This is a genomic window from Leptothrix mechoopdaensis (SeqCode), assembly GCF_053893855.1.
In genome coordinates, this window is the sequence record NZ_CM132699.1 from 310,525 (window position 1) to 328,522 (window position 17,998).

16 protein-coding genes and 1 tRNA gene are annotated in these 17,998 nt (G+C 68.4%); 12 read left to right on the top strand and 5 right to left on the bottom strand.

The genetic code is table 11. The annotated features are described in order from the left end of the window. Positions 1–21: 21 nt before the first annotated feature. The 7 genes from hflX (at position 22) to ACWA7K_RS01440 (ending at position 6,980) form a co-directional block, all read left to right on the top strand. A complete protein-coding gene (gene hflX / locus ACWA7K_RS01410; protein ID WP_456164919.1) occupies positions 22–1,302 on the top strand; it encodes a GTPase HflX in 1,281 nt (426 codons plus the stop codon). Between the two features lie 144 nt (positions 1,303–1,446). Then, the gene (gene hflK, locus ACWA7K_RS01415) at positions 1,447–2,628 is read left to right on the top strand and encodes an FtsH protease activity modulator HflK (protein WP_456168650.1); all 1,182 of its coding nucleotides are present in this window, start codon (positions 1,447–1,449) and stop codon (positions 2,626–2,628) included. 25 nt (positions 2,629–2,653) lie between these two features. Beyond that, on the top strand, positions 2,654–3,550 hold the full coding sequence (gene hflC, locus ACWA7K_RS01420) for a protease modulator HflC (protein ID WP_456164921.1): 897 nt from the start codon (positions 2,654–2,656) through the stop codon (positions 3,548–3,550). Positions 3,551–3,563: 13 nt separating this feature from the next. Then, complete coding sequence (locus tag ACWA7K_RS01425; protein WP_456164923.1) at positions 3,564–3,752, top strand: DUF2065 domain-containing protein; 189 nt, start codon at positions 3,564–3,566, stop codon at positions 3,750–3,752. 103 nt (positions 3,753–3,855) lie between these two features. After that, entirely contained in the window at positions 3,856–5,019 is a 1,164-nt protein-coding gene (locus ACWA7K_RS01430) for an ATP phosphoribosyltransferase regulatory subunit (RefSeq protein ID WP_456164925.1), read from the top strand. Between the two features lie 47 nt (positions 5,020–5,066). Next, entirely contained in the window at positions 5,067–6,404 is a 1,338-nt protein-coding gene (locus ACWA7K_RS01435) for an adenylosuccinate synthase (protein WP_456164927.1), read from the top strand. Positions 6,405–6,458: 54 nt separating this feature from the next. Next, entirely contained in the window at positions 6,459–6,980 is a 522-nt protein-coding gene (locus ACWA7K_RS01440) for a phosphoribosyltransferase (RefSeq protein WP_456164929.1), read from the top strand. Positions 6,981–7,159: 179 nt separating this feature from the next. Here the strand turns inward: ACWA7K_RS01440 and ACWA7K_RS01445 are convergent. Further along, positions 7,160–7,244 (bottom strand) — tRNA-Leu (locus ACWA7K_RS01445). A 148-nt stretch (positions 7,245–7,392) separates the two neighbouring features. On the opposite strand from ACWA7K_RS01445, the gene rnr reads away from it, so the two are divergent. Next, positions 7,393–9,717 carry a ribonuclease R gene (rnr, locus tag ACWA7K_RS01450; protein ID WP_456164931.1) on the top strand — a complete coding sequence of 775 codons (2,325 nt, stop codon included), beginning with the start codon at positions 7,393–7,395 and terminating at the stop codon, positions 9,715–9,717. Here rnr and ACWA7K_RS01455 read toward each other — a convergent pair. Genes ACWA7K_RS01455 through ACWA7K_RS01470 form a run of 4 tightly spaced genes read right to left on the bottom strand, consistent with a single transcriptional unit; the run spans position 9,680 to position 14,558 of the window. Beyond that, a complete protein-coding gene (locus ACWA7K_RS01455) occupies positions 9,680–11,371 on the bottom strand; it encodes an NAD(P)H-hydrate dehydratase (RefSeq protein WP_456164933.1) in 1,692 nt (563 codons plus the stop codon). The genes rnr and ACWA7K_RS01455 overlap by 38 nt on opposite strands. 9 nt (positions 11,372–11,380) lie before the next feature. Next, on the bottom strand, positions 11,381–11,845 hold the full coding sequence (locus ACWA7K_RS01460; RefSeq protein ID WP_456164935.1) for a PIN domain-containing protein: 465 nt from the start codon (positions 11,843–11,845) through the stop codon (positions 11,381–11,383). Beyond that, positions 11,842–13,143 carry an FAD-dependent oxidoreductase gene (locus ACWA7K_RS01465; protein ID WP_456164937.1) on the bottom strand — a complete coding sequence of 434 codons (1,302 nt, stop codon included), beginning with the start codon at positions 13,141–13,143 and terminating at the stop codon, positions 11,842–11,844. The genes ACWA7K_RS01460 and ACWA7K_RS01465 overlap by 4 nt, the downstream gene beginning before the upstream one ends. Then, positions 13,143–14,558 carry an amidase gene (locus ACWA7K_RS01470; RefSeq protein ID WP_456164939.1) on the bottom strand — a complete coding sequence of 472 codons (1,416 nt, stop codon included), beginning with the start codon at positions 14,556–14,558 and terminating at the stop codon, positions 13,143–13,145. Before ACWA7K_RS01470 ends, ACWA7K_RS01465 begins: the two co-directional genes overlap by 1 nt. A gap of 277 nt (positions 14,559–14,835) precedes the next feature. Here ACWA7K_RS01470 and rpsB point away from each other — a divergent pair, with 277 nt between their 5' ends. The 4 genes from rpsB (at position 14,836) to frr (ending at position 17,974) form a co-directional block, all read left to right on the top strand. Next, positions 14,836–15,582, top strand: coding sequence for a 30S ribosomal protein S2 (gene rpsB / locus ACWA7K_RS01475; RefSeq protein ID WP_456164941.1), 747 nt, complete (start codon positions 14,836–14,838; stop codon positions 15,580–15,582). Positions 15,583–15,685: 103 nt separating this feature from the next. After that, the gene (tsf, locus tag ACWA7K_RS01480) at positions 15,686–16,576 is read left to right on the top strand and encodes a translation elongation factor Ts (RefSeq protein WP_456164943.1); all 891 of its coding nucleotides are present in this window, start codon (positions 15,686–15,688) and stop codon (positions 16,574–16,576) included. 99 nt (positions 16,577–16,675) lie between these two features. Further along, positions 16,676–17,386 (top strand): UMP kinase, encoded by a 711-nt coding sequence (gene pyrH, locus ACWA7K_RS01485; protein ID WP_456164945.1) that lies wholly within the window; start codon positions 16,676–16,678, stop codon positions 17,384–17,386. Positions 17,387–17,413: 27 nt separating this feature from the next. Then, a complete protein-coding gene (gene frr / locus ACWA7K_RS01490; RefSeq protein WP_456164947.1) occupies positions 17,414–17,974 on the top strand; it encodes a ribosome recycling factor in 561 nt (186 codons plus the stop codon). Positions 17,975–17,998 lie beyond the last annotated feature (24 nt).

Below are 17,998 nucleotides of genomic sequence, written 5' to 3' on the forward strand. Positions count from 1 at the left end.
ATCCCAGATTCTTCGATCACCTTGACCGACACGGAAGTCGTCGCACGTCCGCGGGCAGTGCTCGTGGGCGTCGACCTGGGGACGGGTTCCTCCTTCGATCCGACCCTCGACGAACTGGCGCTGCTGGCCGAATCGGCCGGTGACGAGCCGGTCGCCCGGCTGATCTCGCGCCGCAAGGCGATCGACGCCGCGCTCTACGTGGGCAGCGGCAAGGCCGACGAGATCAAGGAACTGGTGACCTTGCACCAGGCCCATTGCGTGATCTTCGACCAGGCCCTCGGCCCGGCGCAGCAGCGCAACCTGGAGCGCCACATCGGCGTCGAGGTGCTCGACCGCACCGGCCTGATCCTCGAGATCTTCGCGGCGCGCGCGCGCAGCCACGAGGGCAAGCTGCAGGTCGAGCTGGCACGGCTGCAGTACCTCGCCACCCGGCTGGTCCGGCGCTGGTCCCACCTCGAACGCCAGCGCGGCGGCTTCGGCCTGCGCGGCGGTCCGGGCGAGACCCAGATCGAGCTCGACCGCCGCATGATCGATGCGCGCATCAAGTCCGTGAAGGAACGCCTGGCCAAGGTCAAGCGCCAGCGCAACACGCAGCGCCGCTCGCGTGAGCGCCACGGCACCTTCCGCGTCTCGCTGGTCGGCTACACCAACGCCGGCAAGAGCACGCTGTTCAATGCGCTGGTCAAGGCCCGCACCTACGCGGCCGACCAGCTGTTCGCGACGCTCGACACCACCACGCGGCAGATGTACCTCGAAGCCGCGCAGCGCAGCGTCTCGCTGTCCGACACGGTCGGCTTCATCCGCGACCTGCCGCACGGTCTGGTCGAGGCCTTCCAGGCGACGTTGCAGGAAGCCGCCGAGGCGGACCTGCTGTTGCACGTCGTCGACGGTGCCAGCCCGACCTGGCTCGAACAGGTCCAGGAAGTCCAGCGCGTGCTGCGCGAGATCGGTGCGGCCGAGCTGCCGCAGCTGCTGGTCTTCAACAAGCTCGACCTGATCGAGGAAGACGCCCGGCCGCGCCAGATGGCCGATCACTACGAGCTCGAACCGGGCCGCGTGGTGCCGCGCCTGTTCATCAGCGCAGCGGCCGGTGTCGGTCTGGCCGCCTTGCGCGAGGCCATCGCGCAGGCCTCGATCGACGCCGATGCGGGCGCCGATGCGCGTGTCGACGACGTGCGCTTCCGACCGATCGACACGTCGATGGAACCGCAGCCTGCCGATCCGCTCGAAGCGACGCCCGAGGACCTGTTGTCCGACGCGGCAGACGATGACGAACACCGGCCCCGCCCCCGTGCGGCCTGATCGCCAGCCATTAGCATTCAGCCCATGACATCCATGCCCCACACCCTGAGCCTGGGATCACGACTGGTCGAGACCTGTGCGGCCGCCCGCGCCGTGGTCAACGGACTCGGCCGCCGCGCGCTGTCGTTGGCCGGCGTCGACCTGATGGCCAACGGCCGCAACGACGGCCCGCCCGACCTCGACGAACTCTGGCGCGACTTCAACCAGAAGCTCGGCGGCCTGTTCGGCGCACGCAACCCGGGCAACCGCGGTGGTGGCGTCGGCGGCGGTGGCGGCGGCGGCGGTGATCCGTCGGACGCCCGGATGCTGGGCATCGGCGGCGGCCTGATCGCCGGCATCGTCGGCCTGCTGTGGCTGGGCAGCGGCTTCTTCATCGTGCAGGAGGGCCAGCAGGCCGTGATCCTGACCTTTGGCCGATATGCCCGCACGGTCGATGCCGGCATCCAGTTCCGCTGGCCGTATCCGTTCCAGGCCCACGAGACCGTCTCGGTGACGCAGACCCGCTCGACCGAGGTCGGCCGCAACAACGTCGTGCAGGCCACCGGCCTGCGCGACTCGTCGATGCTGACGCAGGACGAGAACATCGTCGACATCCGCTTCACCGTTCAGTGGCGCCTCAAGGAGGTCAAGGACTTCCTGTTCGAGAACCGCAACGTCGAGGAAGCCGTGCAGCAGGCCGCCGAGTCGGCCGTGCGCGAGATCGTCGGTCGCAGCAACATGGACTCGGTGCTGTACGAGCAGCGCGATGCCATCGCGGTTGATCTGGTGAAGTCCATCCAGGCCCAGCTGGACCGCCTCAAGGCCGGCATCCTGGTGGTCAATGCCAACGTGCAGAGCGTGCAGGCGCCCGAGCAGGTTCAGGCCGCCTTCGACGATGCCTTCAAGGCCGGAGCCGACCGCGAGCGCCTGAAGAACGAGGGTCAGGCCTATGCCAACGACATCCTGCCGAAGGCGCGTGGCGCGGCCGCCCGCCTGAACGAGGAGGCTCAGGGTTACCGGGCCCGCGTGATTGCGCAGGCCGAGGGCGACGCCGAGCGTTTCCGCTCGGTGCTGGCCGAGTACCAGAAGGCGCCGGCAGTGACGCGTGACCGTCTCTACATCGACACGATGGCGCAGGTCTATGCCAACGTCACCAAGGTCATGGTCGATTCGCGCGGCAGCGGCAACCTGCTCTACCTGCCGCTGGACAAGCTGATGCAGCAGACCGCTCCGGCGTCGAGTGCGCCGACGCTCGGCACGCCGGTTCCGCCGACCGTCGAGACCGCCCCCGCGCCCGTCACGGACGTTCGTTCGCGCGACGGCCAACGCAGCCGCGACGCTCGCTGAGCCCGAGCCACAAGGACCTGAATCCATGAATCGAATCGGACTCTTCGTCGTTGGCGTGCTGCTGGTCCTGATGACCGCCATGTCCACGCTCTTCGTGGTCGACCAGCGCTTCGTCGCGGTCGTCTATTCGCTCGGCGAGATCAAGGAAGTCATCACCGAGCCCGGCCTGAAGTTCAAGCTGCCCCCGCCGCTGCAGAACGTCATCCTGATCGACCGCCGCACCCAGACCCTGGACAGCCCGGAGACCCGGCCGATTTTCACGGCCGAGAAGCAGAGCCTGGTGATCGACTGGCTGGTGAAGTGGCGCATCGTCGAGCCGCGCCAGTTCATCCGCAATACCGGCATCGACCTGCGCAATGCCGAGGCCCGCCTGACCCCGATCGTGCAGGCCGCGTTCAACGAGGAAGTGACCAAGCGCAGCGTGCGCTCGATGCTGTCGGGCGAACGCGAGAAGGTCATGCAGGACGTCATGGCCCGCATGGCCGACGACGCCAAGAACTTCGGCATCGAGATCGTCGACGTGCGCATCAAGCGCGTGGACTTCGCCTCGACCGTGACCGAATCGGTCTACCGTCGCATGGAGTCCGAGCGCAAGCGGGTGGCCAACGAGCTGCGTTCGCAGGGTTCGGCCGAGGGCGAGAAGATCCGCGCCGACGCCGACAAGCAGCGCGAGGTGATCCTCGCCGAGGCCTATCGCGACGCCCAGAAGCTCAAGGGCGAGGGCGACGCGAAGGCATCGGCCCTCTACGCCGATTCCTTCGGCCGTGACCCGCAGTTCGCGCAGTTCTATCGCAGCCTCGAGGCCTATCGCTCCAGCTTCCGCAGCAAGAGCGACGTGATCGTGGTCGACCCGGCCAGCGAGTTCTTCAAGGCGATGCGTGGCACGCCGGGTGGCGCGCCGGCGCCGGCCGGTCGCAAGTGATGTCGCTCGGCCGATGACCGAAACACTCTGGGCCGCGCTGGCGCTGGTCCTGGTCATCGAGGGCCTGCTGCCGTTCCTGAGTCCGCAGCGCTGGCGCCAGGTCTTCGAACAGGTGCTGCGGCTGCAGGACGGACAGATCCGCTTCTTCGGCCTGTGCAGCATCCTGATCGGCGTGTTGCTGCTGGTCGTCAGCTGGCCCTGACGCCCGCCCGGGCGTTCCGCCGTCCTTCCAAACCCAGCGCCGGTGTCGGCCGGCAGCAAGGTGCCGCCCGCTAGAATCCGGCGTTTTGAGTCCACGAAACGCCATGTCCTCAGCTTGGCTGCTGCCCGAGCACATTGCCGATGTCCTGCCGCATGAAGCGCGCCGCATCGAAGAACTGCGCCGCCTCATGCTCGATGCGGCGCGAGCCCATGGCCACGAGCTCGTCATGCCCCCGCTGCTCGAGCACATCGAGTCGCTGCTGTCGGGCACCGGGCTGGCCCTCGACCTGAAGACCTTCAAGCTGGTCGACCAGCTCAGCGGACGCACGCTTGGTGTGCGCGCCGACGCCACGCCCCAGGTCGCCCGCATCGACGCCCATCTGCTCAACCGCGCCGGCCTGACCCGCCTGTGTTACTGCGGTCCGGTGTTGCACACCCGCCCGACCGGCCTGCACGGCAGCCGCGAACCGTTGCAGTTCGGTGCCGAGACCTATGGCCACGCCGGCCTGGAAGCCGATCTCGAGATCATCGAGCTGGCGCTGGAGTGCCTCGGTCGTGCCGGCATCGGCGGCCTGCTGCTGGACCTCTCCGATGCACGGCTGCTGCGTGGCGTGCTTTCCTGCGGCGAGGTGACGGCCGACACCCGCGTCGCCGTCGAGGCGGCGCTGGCCGCGAAGGACGGCTCGGCCATCGAGGCGCTCGGCGATGCCCTGCCGGCGCCGGTGCGTGCCGGCCTGCTGTCGCTGGTCGACCTGTACGGTGGTGACAACCTGCTGCCGCGCGCCCGCGCGAGCCTGCCCGATGTGCCGCTGGTTCGCGCCGCGCTCGATGACCTCGAATGGCTGTCGCGCCATCTGCATGCCGTCCAGCCTGAACTGGCGCTTGGTTTCGACCTGGGCGACATGTCCGGCCAGGGCTACTACAGCGGTGCCCGTTTCGCCATCTACGGTCGCGGTTGCACCGATGCGCTGGCCCGTGGCGGCCGCTACGACGACGTCGGCGCGGTGTTCGGGCGCAAGCGTCCGGCGGTCGGCTTCAGTCTGGACCTGAAGGCGGTCGTCGGCGGTGTCGATTTCGACGGCCGTCGTGCCGCGATCCGCGCGCCCTGGAGCGAAGACCCCGAACTGCGCGCCGCCGTGCGCCGTCTGCGCCGTGCCGGCGAGACGGTGGTCAGCGTGCTGCCGGGCCATGAACACGAGGCCGATGAATTCGACTGCGACCGCGAACTGGTCGCCGAACATGGCCAATGGTCGGTCCGTGCGCGCTGAGTGCGTGCCGACCACACCGAAGATTCCCTTTTCGATCGGATTGAGAGATGGATACACGCAGTGCCGCGTCAGGCCGCAACGTCGTCGTGGTCGGCACCCAATGGGGTGACGAAGGCAAGGGCAAGGTCGTCGACTGGCTGACCGACCACGCAGCCGCAGTGGTGCGCTTCCAGGGTGGCCACAACGCCGGCCATACGCTGGTCATCAACGGCAAGAAGACGGCGCTGCAGCTGATCCCGTCGGGGATCATGCGCGAAGGCGTGGCCTGCTACATCGGCAATGGCGTGGTGGTCGATCCGGCCCATCTGATGCTCGAGATCGAGCGCCTGGAGGCCGCGGGCCTGAACGTGCGTTCGCGTCTCTACATCAGCGAGTCCTGCCCGCTGATCCTGCCGTTCCACGTCGAGGTCGATCGCGCCCGCGAAGCCCTGCGCGAGTCGAGCGGCGCCGGCAAGATCGGCACCACCGGCAAGGGCATCGGCCCGGCCTACGAGGACAAGGTCGCGCGCCGGGCGCTGCGGGCCCAGGACCTCAAGCATCCGGAGCGCTTCGCCAGCAAGCTCAAGGACCTGCTGGAACTCCACAACCATGCGCTGTCGGGATTCCTGAAGGGCACGACGCTCGAGTTCCAGCCGATCTACGACCACGCGATGAAGCTGGCTGAGCAGATCAAGCCGATGCTGGCCGACGTCGGCGTGCGCATCCACGCGACCAACGTCTCCGGCGGCAGCGTCCTGTTCGAAGGCGCGCAGGGCACGCTGCTCGACATCGACCACGGCACCTATCCCTACGTCACCTCGAGCAATTGCGTGGCAGGCAACGCCGCCGCAGGTTCGGGCGTCGGCCCGGACAAGCTGCACTACATCCTGGGCATCACCAAGGCCTACACCACGCGCGTGGGCAGCGGTCCGTTCCCGACCGAGTTGCCGATCGACGATGCCGGCACGGTCGGCCACCACCTGTCGACCATCGGTCAGGAGCGTGGCACCGTCACCGGTCGTGCCCGCCGCTGCGGCTGGCTGGATGCGGCGGCGCTCAAGCGCTCGATCCTGATCAACGGCATCTCGGGCCTGTGCATCACCAAGCTGGACGTGCTCGATGGCCTGGCCGAGATCAAGATGGGCATCGGCTACAAGCTGCGTGGGGAAACCATCGACATCCTGCCGCTGGATGCTGACGACATCGTGGCGGCCGAGCCGATCTACGAGACCTTCCCCGGCTGGACCGAGACGACCGCCGGCGTGACGGAGTGGGACAAGCTGCCGCTGAACGCGCGTCGCTACCTCGAACGTGTGCAGGCCTTCATCGGCGCGCCGATCGACATGGTCTCCACCGGTCCGGATCGCGATCACACCATCCTGCTGCGTCACCCGTACAAGGCCTGAGCCTGACGGATTTCGCGATCTTCACGACGATCACCGCTGACAAGGGAAAGACCGATGCTCACCGACGATGGCAAGCACCTGTATGTGTCCTGGGACGAGTACCACCTGCTGACCGAGCGTCTCGCACTCAAGGTCCACAACTCGGGTTGGGAGTTCGACCAGATCCTGTGTCTGGCTCGCGGCGGCATGCGCCCGGGCGACGTGCTGTCGCGCGTCTTCGACAAGCCGCTGGCGATCATGTCGACGAGTTCGTATCGGGCCGAGGCCGGCACGATCCAGGGTCGGCTGGACATGGCCAAGTACATCACCATGCCCAAGGGTGAACTGGCCGGACGGGTCCTGCTGGTCGACGACCTGGCCGACTCGGGCGTCACGCTGCAGGCCGTGGTCGAACGCCTGCGCGGCATGCCGCAGATCCGCGAGCTGAAGTCGGCCGTGCTGTGGGTGAAGGGCGTGTCGAACTACACGCCGGACTACTTCGTCGAGATGCTGCCGACCAGTCCGTGGATCCATCAGCCCTTCGAGGAATACGACGGCCTGCGTCCGGATGGTCTGGCCCGCAAGCTGGCGGTTTGAGCAGCAGGCCCTGCATGAACGACAACGCCCGGCATGTCCGGGCGTTTTGTTTGGCGAGTCACCACATCGGGGTCCGCATGCAGTCGCAGGCGAAGGCCGCAGGAGAATCGACATGACATTCGCTGCATCCAACACAAAACAAAACGGCCGACAGCTTGTGGCTGTCGGCCGTTTGATGATGGTGCCCAGGAGAGGACTCGAACCTCCACGGAGTTACCCGCTAGTACCTGAAACTAGTGCGTCTACCAATTCCGCCACCTGGGCTTGATCTTTTCGACTTCTTTTGTCGTGTTCTTGTTTTTCTTCTTTTTTCTTTTGCTGGTTGGTGCTGCGTTGCAGTGATCAACCGAGAAAGAAAGTGTAGCATCCATCGAATTCGAAAAGCAAGAGGTATTGTTTGAACGCCACACTCATGAGTGAGATCGAGGGCACGGTGCAGGGGCACCGCGATGGTCACGGCTTCGTGATCCGGGAAGACGGGGAGCCGGACATCTATCTGGCGCCCCAGGAAATGCGGGCGGTTCTGCACCGTGACCGCGTGAAGGTCCGGGTGATCCGCCTGGATCGCAAGGGACGGCCGGAGGGCCGCGTGCTGGAGATCATCGAGCGCAAGCGCGCGCCGATCATCGGCCGGCTGCTGCTGGAAGGCGGCGCGTGGATCGTGGCGCCCGAGGACAAGCGCTATGGCCAGGACATCCTGATTCCGAAGAACGCGACCGCGAAGGCCGAGGCCGGTCAGGTCGTCGCGATCGAACTGACCGAGCCGCCGTCGCTGTATTCGCAACCGGTCGGCCGGATCACCGAGGTGCTCGGCGACATCGACGATCCCGGCATGGAGATCGAGATTGCGGTGCGCAAGTACGAGGTGCCGCACCGCTTCAGCACCGAGACACTGGCACAGACCGCCAAGCTGCCCGATCGCCTGCGGGCGGTCGACCTGAAGGGCCGCGTCGACCTGCGCGACGTGCCGCTGGTGACGATCGACGGCGAGGACGCCCGCGACTTCGACGACGCCGTCTACTGCGAGCCCGCCAAGATCGGCAAGGCCAAGGGGTGGCGATTGCTGGTGGCCATCGCCGACGTCAGCCACTACGTCAAGCCGGGCGAGGCCCTGGACGGTGACGCCTTCGAGCGCGCGACCTCGGTCTACTTCCCGCGCCGGGTCATCCCGATGCTGCCGGAGAAGCTGTCCAACGGCCTGTGTTCGCTGAATCCCGATGAAGAGCGCCTGTCGATGGTCTGCGACATGCTGGTCGACACGACCGGCGAGGTGCAGGCCTATCAGTTCTATCCGGCGGTGATCCTGTCGCACGCGCGCTTCACCTACAACGAGGTGGCGGCGATCCTCGGCAACACGCGCGGTCCTGAAGCCCGCAAGCGCGCTGCGCGGGTCAATGACCTGATCCACCTGCACGAGGTCTACCGCGCCCTGCTCAAGCAGCGCGCGACCCGCGGTGCGGTCGACTTCGAGACCACCGAGACGCAGATCGTCTGCGACGACAACGGCCGCATCGAGAAGATCGTGCCGCGCACCCGCACCGAGGCCCATCGGCTGATCGAGGAGGCGATGCTGGCGGCGAACGTCTGCGCTGCCGACTTCATCCACGGTGCCAAGCATCCGAGCCTCTACCGCGTTCACGAAGGCCCGACGCCCGAGAAGCGCCTGACGCTGCAGAACTACCTGCGCTCGATGGGTCTGGGCTTCGTGCTCAGCGAGGATCCGAAGCCGTCCGAACTGCAGACCATCGCGCAGCAGACGCGTGATCGGCCCGACGCGGCGCAGATCCACCAGATGATCCTGCGCGCGATGCAGCAGGCGATCTACACCCCCATCAACAGCGGTCACTTCGGCCTGGCCTACGAGGCCTACACGCACTTCACCAGCCCGATCCGGCGTTATCCGGACCTGCTGGTGCATCGGGTGATCAAGGCCATCCTGGCGGGCAAGAAGTACGTGATCGAACTGCCGCGACCGGCCAACACCGGCAGCGACCGGCGTGGCCTGGCGCAGGCGGCCAAGAACGCCAAGGCCGCCCGCGAGCAGGAGGCCCACGCGCAGATCAAGCCGGTCAAGGGCGGTGCGAAGGCCGCGCAGGCCCAGGGCAACTGGGAAGCGGCGGGCATGCATTGCAGCGCCAACGAGCGCCGCGCCGACGAGGCCTCGCGCGATGTCGAGGCCTGGCTCAAGTGCAAGTTCATGCGCGACCGCCTCGGCGAGGAATACGCCGGCACGATCAGCGCGGTCACCAGCTTCGGCCTGTTCGTGCAGCTCAACGAGCTCTACGTCGAAGGCCTGGTCCACATCACCGAACTGGGCGGCGAGTACTACCGCTTCGACGAGGTGCGCCAGGAACTGCGTGGCGAACGCACGGGCGTGCGTTATGCGGTCGGCGGCAAGATCCGCGTGCAGGTCAGCCGGGTCGACCTGGACGGCCGCAAGATCGACTTCCGTCTGGTCCGCGAAGGCGGGGCGACGGCGCCCGGCGCCTCGCAACGCAGCCCGCGCGAACGCACGCCGAAGACCGGCAGCGCACAAGGCGAACTGGCCAGCGTGCAGGAGACCGATCGCGAGGTCCGCAAGGCCGCTCGCAAGGCCGCCGGCAGTGCCACCCGCAAGGCCCGGCCGGCCAAGGCGTCGAAGTCCGGCAAGGGCAAGGCGACCGCTGCCGGCAAGGCTGCGGCGGGCGATGGCAGCGCGGTCACGCGCAGCGCCAAGCCGCGCCGTTCGCGTTCCTGAGCCAGTCGCCCAGACCCGCGGCCAGCAGCGAGGCCGGCAAGGCCTCGCCGCGCGGGCTCATCGACTGAGCCACCCGGCCGTGCAGGTCGACCGCAGCGGTTGTCGCCAGCGTGGCAATGTCGTCGGTCGACCATCCTGAACGGGCTTCGGACGCCGCCGCGCGGCTCCACAGCGCCCCGATGGCGCCGGCCAGCACATCACCGCTGCCCGGCGTGGCGAGCGCCGCATTGCCGCTGCCGTTGATCGACGGCAAGGCGGTTGCGGCGGGTCCGCAGACCACCGTTCCCGATCCCTTCAGCAGCACCGTGCAGCCGTGTCGAGCGGCGAGCGCGCGTGCGGCTGCCAATCGATCGCGCTGCACGTCCGCCACGGTGGCATCCAGCAGCCGGGCCGCCTCCAGCGGGTGTGGCGTCAACACGCTCGGCAAGCCCCGGCCTGAACGATCCTGCAGCCGTGACCGCAGGCCGGCATCTTGTGCGATCGCGTTGAGGGCGTCCGCGTCCAGCACCAGCCGGGCGCTGCCGGCCAGCAGTTCGGGCAGGCGCGTGGCGATGGCCTGTCCGCCGCCGCAGCCGGCCACCACGGTGGCATGGCGCAGGTCTTCGGCGACTGCGCGACGACCGACCATCAGCTCGGGCTGTCCCGGATCCAGGCCCGGACCTGTCGTGTCCAGCAAGTCGACATGAACCCGGCCCGCGCCTGCCTGCAGCGCGGTGCGGGCGGCGAGCCAGGCGGCGCCCGTCATCGCCGCCGCGCCGCCGACCACCCACAGATCGCCGACGCTGCCCTTGTGCTGACGGTGCAGGCGCGGCTGCAGCACCTTTGCCAGCGCGGCACCGCGTTCCAGCCGGGCTTGCGGCGGAACGGCCGATGGCAACGGACTTGTCGAGGTGCCGAGGTCGTGCCACCACAGCTCGCCGACAGCATCGCGGCCCTCGCCGGTCAGCAGGCCGGGGGCAGGGCTCAGCAAGGCGAGCGTGGCATCGGCCCGCACGATCGCGGCCGCAGGCGCATCGACCCAGCTGCCGGTGTCGCCGTTCAGTCCGGAAGGCAGGTCGACCGCCAGAACGTGCGCGCCGCCTGCGTTCAGGTCCTCGATCAGGCGAGCCATCTCGCCATCGGCCGGCCGGTTCAGGCCGCGACCGAGCAGGGCGTCGAGGATCAGCGTGTCGTTGCCCGAACCGGCGAGCGTCTCGCACCAGGTTGACAGCGTTCGTGCTCGCTCGGCGGCGTCGTCGTCGAGTGACCGGATCACCACGCCGGCAGCGGCGGCGCGGGCGCGCGATGCCTGCGCGTCGGCGGGTTGGACCTGTGCGCGGCCAAGCCACCACAGCTCCAGATGGATGCCGGGCCAGCGCGACTGCAGCTGCGCGGCCGCCTCGAAGCCGTCGCCGCCGTTGTTGCCGGGTCCGGCCAGCACGATGACGCGCCCGGCGTGAGGCGCCAGGGCTTGCGCCAGCCGGGCGGTCACCAGGCCGGCCGTCTGCATCAGCTGGTGTGGCGGCAGGCGGGCGGTGTGAGCCCTTTCGAGTTCACCGGCGTGGCGGGCGTCGTGCAGATCCACCGGTGTCGCCCAACCGGCACCGGCCAGCAGGTGGAGCGGCGCATGGGTGACGACCAGGGAGCTGACAAGGGCGGGCAGGGGCTGCGACATGCGTGGATGCTAGGCCTGCCAGACCCCCTTCCACTGCGCCGGCGTCAGCACCTGCACGCCATGAGGCCGGGCGCGCTTGGCGAGCTTGAGCAGGGCGCGGTCGCGGCTCAGCAGCCAGGGGATGCGCCGGTGCAGCGCCAGGTCGATGTAGATCTGGTCGTCCGGGTCGACGCTGCGCAGCCGCATCGGCCAGGGCAACGGGGGCGGTGCCTCGACCGGTTGCATCCAGCGTTCGACGGCGGCCAGGGCCGGCAGGCGCCGTTCGTCCCAGCGTTGCAGGTGGGCGTGGGTGCGCAGGCGGTCCAGCACCTCGATCGACTCCTCGCGCATCGCCGCGGTGGCCAACCAGGCCAGCCGTCCGGCCTCGATCGCCGCGCCGAGTTCGGCGGTGTCTTCGCTGCGGAAGACCAGCCAGTCGAGCACGACATTGGTGTCGAGCACGACCGGCTCGATCGTCGCGAGGCCCGTGTTCATCGGCCTTGCCAGCGCGACAGCGCGAACGGCACCGGATCGACCGAGGTCGTCTGGCCGGCCATCTGCTCGGCCAGCAGACGGGCGCTGCCGCAAGCCAGCGTCCAGCCGTGGGCGCCGTGACCGACGTTGAGCCAGACACCCGGCATCGGCGCCGCGCCGATGATCGGCGGACCGTCGGGCAGCATCGGCCGCGCGCCTTGCCAGATCTGCGACGTGTTCCTGTCGGTGGCATGGCCGAACCAGCGGTTCAGCGCCCGGTAGAGCGGCCGCAGCGCGTCTTCCGAACCCGCCTCGCCAGGGGCGCCCAGCTCATGGCCGCCACTCACGCGCAGCCGCTCGCCCAGGCGGGTCAGCGTGATGCCGTCGCGCGCGTCGACCACGGCCGAGCGCAGCGCCTGGCTGTCGGGACGCAGCCGCAAGGTCAGCGAGCGGCCCCAGACCGACATCATCGGGATGCGCAGTCCGGCGCCCTGAAGCAGGCCGGTGTCCGCCCCGCCACACAGCACGACGGCGTCGTGCCGGGCGGTGCCGGGGTCGGCTGGCGTGCGCAGGCCATCCGGTCGCATCCGTGCGCCGGCCCGCGGGACGAGTCGCAGCTCGACGCCGGCGCTGTCGCCCGACTGCGAGATCGTCGTCACCTCGGTGCCCAGACGCAGCTGTACACCGTGCTGGCGCACCAGGCCGTCGCGCAGGCGCTGGATCCACAGGCGGCAGTTGCCGACACCGTCCTTCGGCAGCAGCAGGCCGCCGGCAATCGACGCCGGGCCCAGGTGCGGCTCGACCTGGCGGCACTCGTCGGGGCCGAGCTCCTTGGCCGTCCAGCCCAGCTCGCGCAGCATCTGCGCATGGCGATGGCTCGGTGCCAGCTCGCTGTTGTGGCGCAGCAGCACCAGCACGCCGTCGCTGCGCTCGTGCTCGATCGCGAACTCGCCGTTGATGCGGTCCAGCCGCTGCAGGCTGAGCATGGCCAGTTCGGTCATCGCGCGGACGTCGTCGGCATGGCCGCGACGGCTGGCGCGCCACCAGCGCCACAGCCAGCGGTAGGCGGCGGCCGATTGCATCGGGTGCCAGCGCAGTGCCGCCGAGTGGTGACGCAGGCCGCGCCACAACCAGCGCCGCATGCCCGGCGCGGCGGCCGGCGAAACCAGGCCGGGGGTCAGCAGGTTGGCATGCGCGAAGCTGGACGCTTCGGCGACGCCGTCGTGGCGGTCGTAGACGACGACCTCGTGGCCACGTTGCGCGAGTTCGCACGCGCTCGCCATGCCGGCCACGCCGGCACCGATCACCGCGACGCGCATCAGCGGCTCCGGGCGACGGCGTCGCGCAAGGTGGCCTCGATGGCCAGGGCGGCGTCGAGCAGGCGGTCGTCGGCATCGCGTCCGGCCCAGGCCATCAGGCCGACCGGGGCGGCATCGGCCGGGACCGGCGCGGGCAGGCTGATCGCGCAGCCGTCGAAGAGGTTGATCACGGCGGGGTTGCGCAAGAGCGCGGCGTTCAGGTCGAAGAAGGTCGCGTCATCGCCCAGCAGGTCGGCGATCGGCGGGGCAGGGCGGGCAACGGTCGGTGCCAGCATCACGTCGACATCGGCGATCTGGGCCTGAAGTCGAACGATCCAGTCGGCTCGCAAGGCGTGCAGCGACTTGCGGTGGTGGGCGTCGATGGAACGACCGCGCTGGATGCGCGACAGCACGCGCGGGTCGTAGTCGTCGGCATGCGCGGCGAGGTGCGGCGCATGCCAGGCCCATGCCTCGGCGGCGGTGATGCCGCCGCTGTCGGTCAGGCGCGGCAGGTCGTCGAGCGCCGGCAGGTCGCGTTCGACCAGCGTCGCGCCGGCAGCGGCCAGCACGTCCAGGCTGCGTTGCCAGGCGCTGGCGACGGCGGGGTCGAGCGCGTCGAGGAAGAGGCGGCGGCACCAGCCGAGTCGCAGGCCGGTGACCGGTCGACCGGCGAGGTGGACGCGGCGATCGGCCAGGACCTCGTGCAGCACGACGGCGTCGCGCACGCTGCGGGTGATCGCGCCGACGGTGTCGAAGCTGGGCGCGAGCGGCACGCTGCCGGCCAGCGGCACGAGGTGCTGGCTGGACTTGAAGCCGACCAGGCCATGCAGCGCGGCGGGGATGCGCAGCGAGCCGCCGGTGTCGGAGCCGAGCGCGGCCCACGAGGCGCCGCTGGCGACCGAGACCGCGCCGCCGGAGGTTGATCCACCCGGCGCCCGACCGGGTTGTCCGAGGCGGGCCAGCGCAACGTTGGCCGGTGTGCCGGTGTGCGGGTTGAGGCCGACGCCGGAGAACGCGAACTCGGTCATCTGGGTCCGCCCGATCAGCGCGGCGCCGGCAGCCCGCAGGCGCGCGACGGCGGGCGCGTCCTGGGCGGCGGGGTGACCTTCGTTCAACCAGGTCGAACCGGCCCGCGTGACCTGGCCGCGCACATCGAACAGGTCCTTCACGCTGATGGCCAGTCCGGCCAGCGCGCCAGGGTCGTCGCCACAGGCGATGCGCTCGTCGGTGCGGCGGGCGGCGGAACGGGCGCCGTCGAGGTCCAGCGACACATGGGCCCGTTCGGCGATGGCCGACCGCGCGGCAAGTGCGCTCTGCTCGATCAGGGCGGAGGCAACCGCAGTGCCTGCGAGGACGCGCTCTCGGGCGTCAACCAGGTCGGCGGGGCAGGCGGATTCGGGGGCTTGCGCGGGGACAGGCGCGGGACGGCTCTTCACGGCTGCTATACTCTTTGGGTTTTTTCGTGAACACCCCCGAGGCTAGGCAGAAGCCACACGGCGAAGGGGTGGGAGCGTCAAGACGATCAAGAAGACTTGTCCTAAACGCGAGTCCGGCAGCTGAACTGGATAGGCCAGCGAAGCGAACTGAAGGTGTTGCGACTGCAGAGGATGCGGGCAACGACGGTGGAGAGATCCCTGTCGTGTGTGCCGCGTGTTTCTCTTGTCACTGCGTGCAATTCGAGCCGGATTCTAGATCCAACCTTTGGAGCAACTCATGTCCTTCACCATGCGTGACATGCTGGAAGCCGGTGTCCATTTCGGACACCAGACCCGCTTCTGGAACCCCAAGATGGCCCCGTACATCTTCGGCCATCGCAACAAGATCCACATCATCAACCTCGAGAAGACGGTTCCGCTCTTCAACGAGGCCACCAAGTTCGCCCGCCAGCTGGCCTCGCGCCGCGGCAACATCCTGTTCGTGGGCACGAAGCGCCAGGCGCGCGACGTCGTCGCGATGGAAGCGGCCCGTGCCGGCATGCCCTACGTCGACCAGCGCTGGCTCGGCGGCATGCTGACCAACTTCAAGACCGTCAAGGGTTCGCTGAAGAAGCTCAACGAGATGCAGGCGATGGTCGAGGCTGGCACCCAGCCGTCGATCAAGAAGGAAGCGCTGCTGTTCCAGCGCGAGATCGACAAGCTGCAGAAGGACATCGGCGGCATCGCCGCGATGAACGCCCTGCCTGACGCGCTGTTCGTCATCGACGTCGGCTATCACAAGATCGCCGTCGCCGAAGCCCGCAAGCTCGGCATTCCGGTCATCGGCGTGGTTGACACCAACCACTCGCCCGAAGGCATCGACTACATCATCCCCGGCAACGACGACTCGGCCAAGGCCGTAGCGCTGTACGCCCGCGTGATGGCCGACGCCGTGCTGGAAGGCAAGGCCAACTCGGTCAATGAAGTGATCGAGGCCGTTGCCTCCAACGGCGACGAGTTCGTCGAGGTCAACGACGCCGCCTGAGTCCTCCGGGACCGGTGAGCAAGGGGCTGCTACAGCCCCTTTTTTTCGAGATATCCCGATGGCCGCAGTGGGTGCGGCCATCTTCCGTGACAGGAGTTGAACAATGGCTGCAATCACCGCCAGCATGGTCGCCGAACTGCGCGCCAAGACCGACGCCCCGATGATGGAGTGCAAGAAGGCACTGACCGAGGCCGAGGGCAACATGGACAAGGCCGAGGAGATCCTGCGGGTCAAGCTCGGCAACAAGGCCAGCAAGGCCGCCAGCCGCGTGACCGCCGAAGGTGTCATCGCCGCCGCCGTCAATGGCGACGTGGGTGCGCTGATCGAGGTCAACTGCGAGACCGACTTCGTCTCCAAGAACGATACCTTCCTGGGCTTCGTGCAATCGGTCGCCCAGCTGGTGGCCGACCACAACCCGGCCGACGTGGCCGCGCTGTCGGCCCTGCCGCTGGCGATGGAAGACTTCGGCCCGACGGTCGAGGACGTGCGCAAGGGCCTGATCGGCAAGATCGGCGAGAACATGTCGATCCGCCGCTTCAAGCGCTATGCCGGCGGTGGCCAGCTGGCCCACTACCTGCACGGCGTGCGCATCGGCGTGCTCGTCGAGTACACCGGTGACGGCACGGCCGCCAAGGACGTGGCGATGCACGTCGCGGCCATGAAGCCGGTCGCGCTGACGCAGGCCGACGTGCCCGCCGAACTGATCGAGAAGGAGCGCTCGGTCGCCACCGCCAAGGCTGCCGAGTCGGGCAAGCCGGCCGACATCGCCGCCAAGATGATCGAAGGCTCGGTGCAGAAGTACCTCAAGGAGGTCTCGCTGTTCAACCAGCCCTTCGTCAAGAACGACAAGCAGACCGTCGAGCAGATGCTCAAGGCTGCCGGCACCACGGTGGCCTCGTTCACGATGTTCATCGTGGGCGAAGGCATCGAGAAGAAGCAGGACGACTTCGCGGCTGAAGTGGCCGCCCAGGTCGCCGCTGCGAAGGGCCAGTAAGCCGGCCCGGGACCGGTCCTTCGGGGCGGGTCCCCAGGCCGGGGCGAAGGTGCCTTGGCCTACACTCGAACGCTGTTTTCGCTACCCCGAGGAACCTGCATGCCGGCCTACAAACGCATCCTGCTGAAACTTTCCGGAGAGGCCCTGATGGGCGACGATGCCTACGGCATCAACCGCGCGACCATCGTCCGCATGGTGCGCGAGATCCAGGAAGTCACCCAGCTGGGCTGCGAGGTCGCGGTGGTCATCGGCGGTGGCAACATCTTCCGCGGCGTGGCGGGAGGCTCGGTCGGCATGGACCGCGCGACGGCCGATTACATGGGCATGCTGGCCACGGTGATGAACGCCCTGGCCCTGGCCGACACGATGCGTCTGGAGGGCATGACCGCCCGCGTGATGTCGGCCATCGGCATCGACCAGGTGGTCGAGCCCTACGTGCGGCCCAAGGCGCTGCAGTACCTCGAGGAAGGCAAGGTCGTGGTGTTCGCCGGCGGAACCGGCAACCCCTTCTTCACGACCGACACCGCCGCCGCGCTGCGTGGCGCCGAGATGGGTGCCCAGATCATGCTGAAGGCCACCAAGGTCGACGGTGTCTACACCGCCGATCCGAAGAAGGATCCGAACGCCACGCGCTATCCCTCGTTGACCTTCGACGAGGCCATCATCCAGAACCTGCAGGTGCTCGACGCGACCGCGTTCGCGCTGTGCCGCGACCAGAAGCTGCCGATCAAGGTGTTCTCGATCTTCAAGCCCGGCGCCCTGAAGCGCGTCGTGCAGGGCGAGGACGAGGGCACGCTGGTCCACGTCTGAATCCGAGCGTCCCCGAGGAGTCCCACGATGAGCATCGCCGACATCAAGAAGAATGCCGAAGCCAAGATGGCCAAGTCCATCGAGGCCTTCAAGAACGAACTGCAGAAGATCCGCACCGGCCGGGCCCACCCGGGCATCCTCGACCAGGTCCAGGTCGAGTACTACGGCTCGATGCTGCCGATCAGCCAGGTGGCCAACGTGTCGCTGATCGACGCGCGCACCATCAGCGTCCAGCCCTGGGAGAAGGGCATGGGCCAGAAGATCGAGAAGGCCATCCGCGAGTCGGATCTGGGGCTGAACCCGTCGACCATGGGCGACCTGATCCGCGTGCCGATGCCGGCCCTGACCGAGGAGCGCCGCAAGGAGTTGACCAAGGTCGTGCGCCATGCCGGCGAGGACGCCAAGGTCGCCGTGCGCAACCTGCGTCGTGATGCCAACGAGCACGCCAAGAAGCTGCTCAAGGACAAGCTGATCACCGAAGACGACGAGCGCCGCTCGATCGACGAGGTGCAGAAGCTGACCGACCGCACCGTCGCCGAGATCGACAAGCTGGTGCAGGGCAAGGAAGCGGAGATCATGGCCGTCTGACGGCCGTCATCCGTCGACGGCCCG

Bases quoted from the DNA above. Each gene is read 5' to 3' on its own strand.
- rpsB (WP_456164941.1), top strand. From the start codon at position 14,836: ATGTCCTTCACCATGCGTGACATGCTGGAAGCCGGTGTCCATTTCGGA.
- pyrH (WP_456164945.1), top strand. From the start codon at position 16,676: ATGCCGGCCTACAAACGCATCCTGCTGAAACTTTCCGGAGAGGCCCTG.
- ACWA7K_RS01425 (WP_456164923.1), top strand. From the start codon at position 3,564: ATGACCGAAACACTCTGGGCCGCGCTGGCGCTGGTCCTGGTCATCGAG.
- hflK (WP_456168650.1), top strand. From the start codon at position 1,447: ATGGCCAACGGCCGCAACGACGGCCCGCCCGACCTCGACGAACTCTGG.
- ACWA7K_RS01465 (WP_456164937.1), bottom strand. From the start codon at position 13,143: ATGCGCGTCGCGGTGATCGGTGCCGGCGTGGCCGGCATGGCGAGCGCG.
- ACWA7K_RS01435 (WP_456164927.1), top strand. From the start codon at position 5,067: ATGGATACACGCAGTGCCGCGTCAGGCCGCAACGTCGTCGTGGTCGGC.
- hflC (WP_456164921.1), top strand. From the start codon at position 2,654: ATGAATCGAATCGGACTCTTCGTCGTTGGCGTGCTGCTGGTCCTGATG.
- ACWA7K_RS01460 (WP_456164935.1), bottom strand. From the start codon at position 11,845: ATGAACACGGGCCTCGCGACGATCGAGCCGGTCGTGCTCGACACCAAT.
- ACWA7K_RS01440 (WP_456164929.1), top strand. From the start codon at position 6,459: ATGCTCACCGACGATGGCAAGCACCTGTATGTGTCCTGGGACGAGTAC.
- ACWA7K_RS01455 (WP_456164933.1), bottom strand. From the start codon at position 11,371: ATGTCGCAGCCCCTGCCCGCCCTTGTCAGCTCCCTGGTCGTCACCCAT.
- frr (WP_456164947.1), top strand. From the start codon at position 17,414: ATGAGCATCGCCGACATCAAGAAGAATGCCGAAGCCAAGATGGCCAAG.
- rnr (WP_456164931.1), top strand. From the start codon at position 7,393: ATGAGTGAGATCGAGGGCACGGTGCAGGGGCACCGCGATGGTCACGGC.
- tsf (WP_456164943.1), top strand. From the start codon at position 15,686: ATGGCTGCAATCACCGCCAGCATGGTCGCCGAACTGCGCGCCAAGACC.
- ACWA7K_RS01430 (WP_456164925.1), top strand. From the start codon at position 3,856: ATGTCCTCAGCTTGGCTGCTGCCCGAGCACATTGCCGATGTCCTGCCG.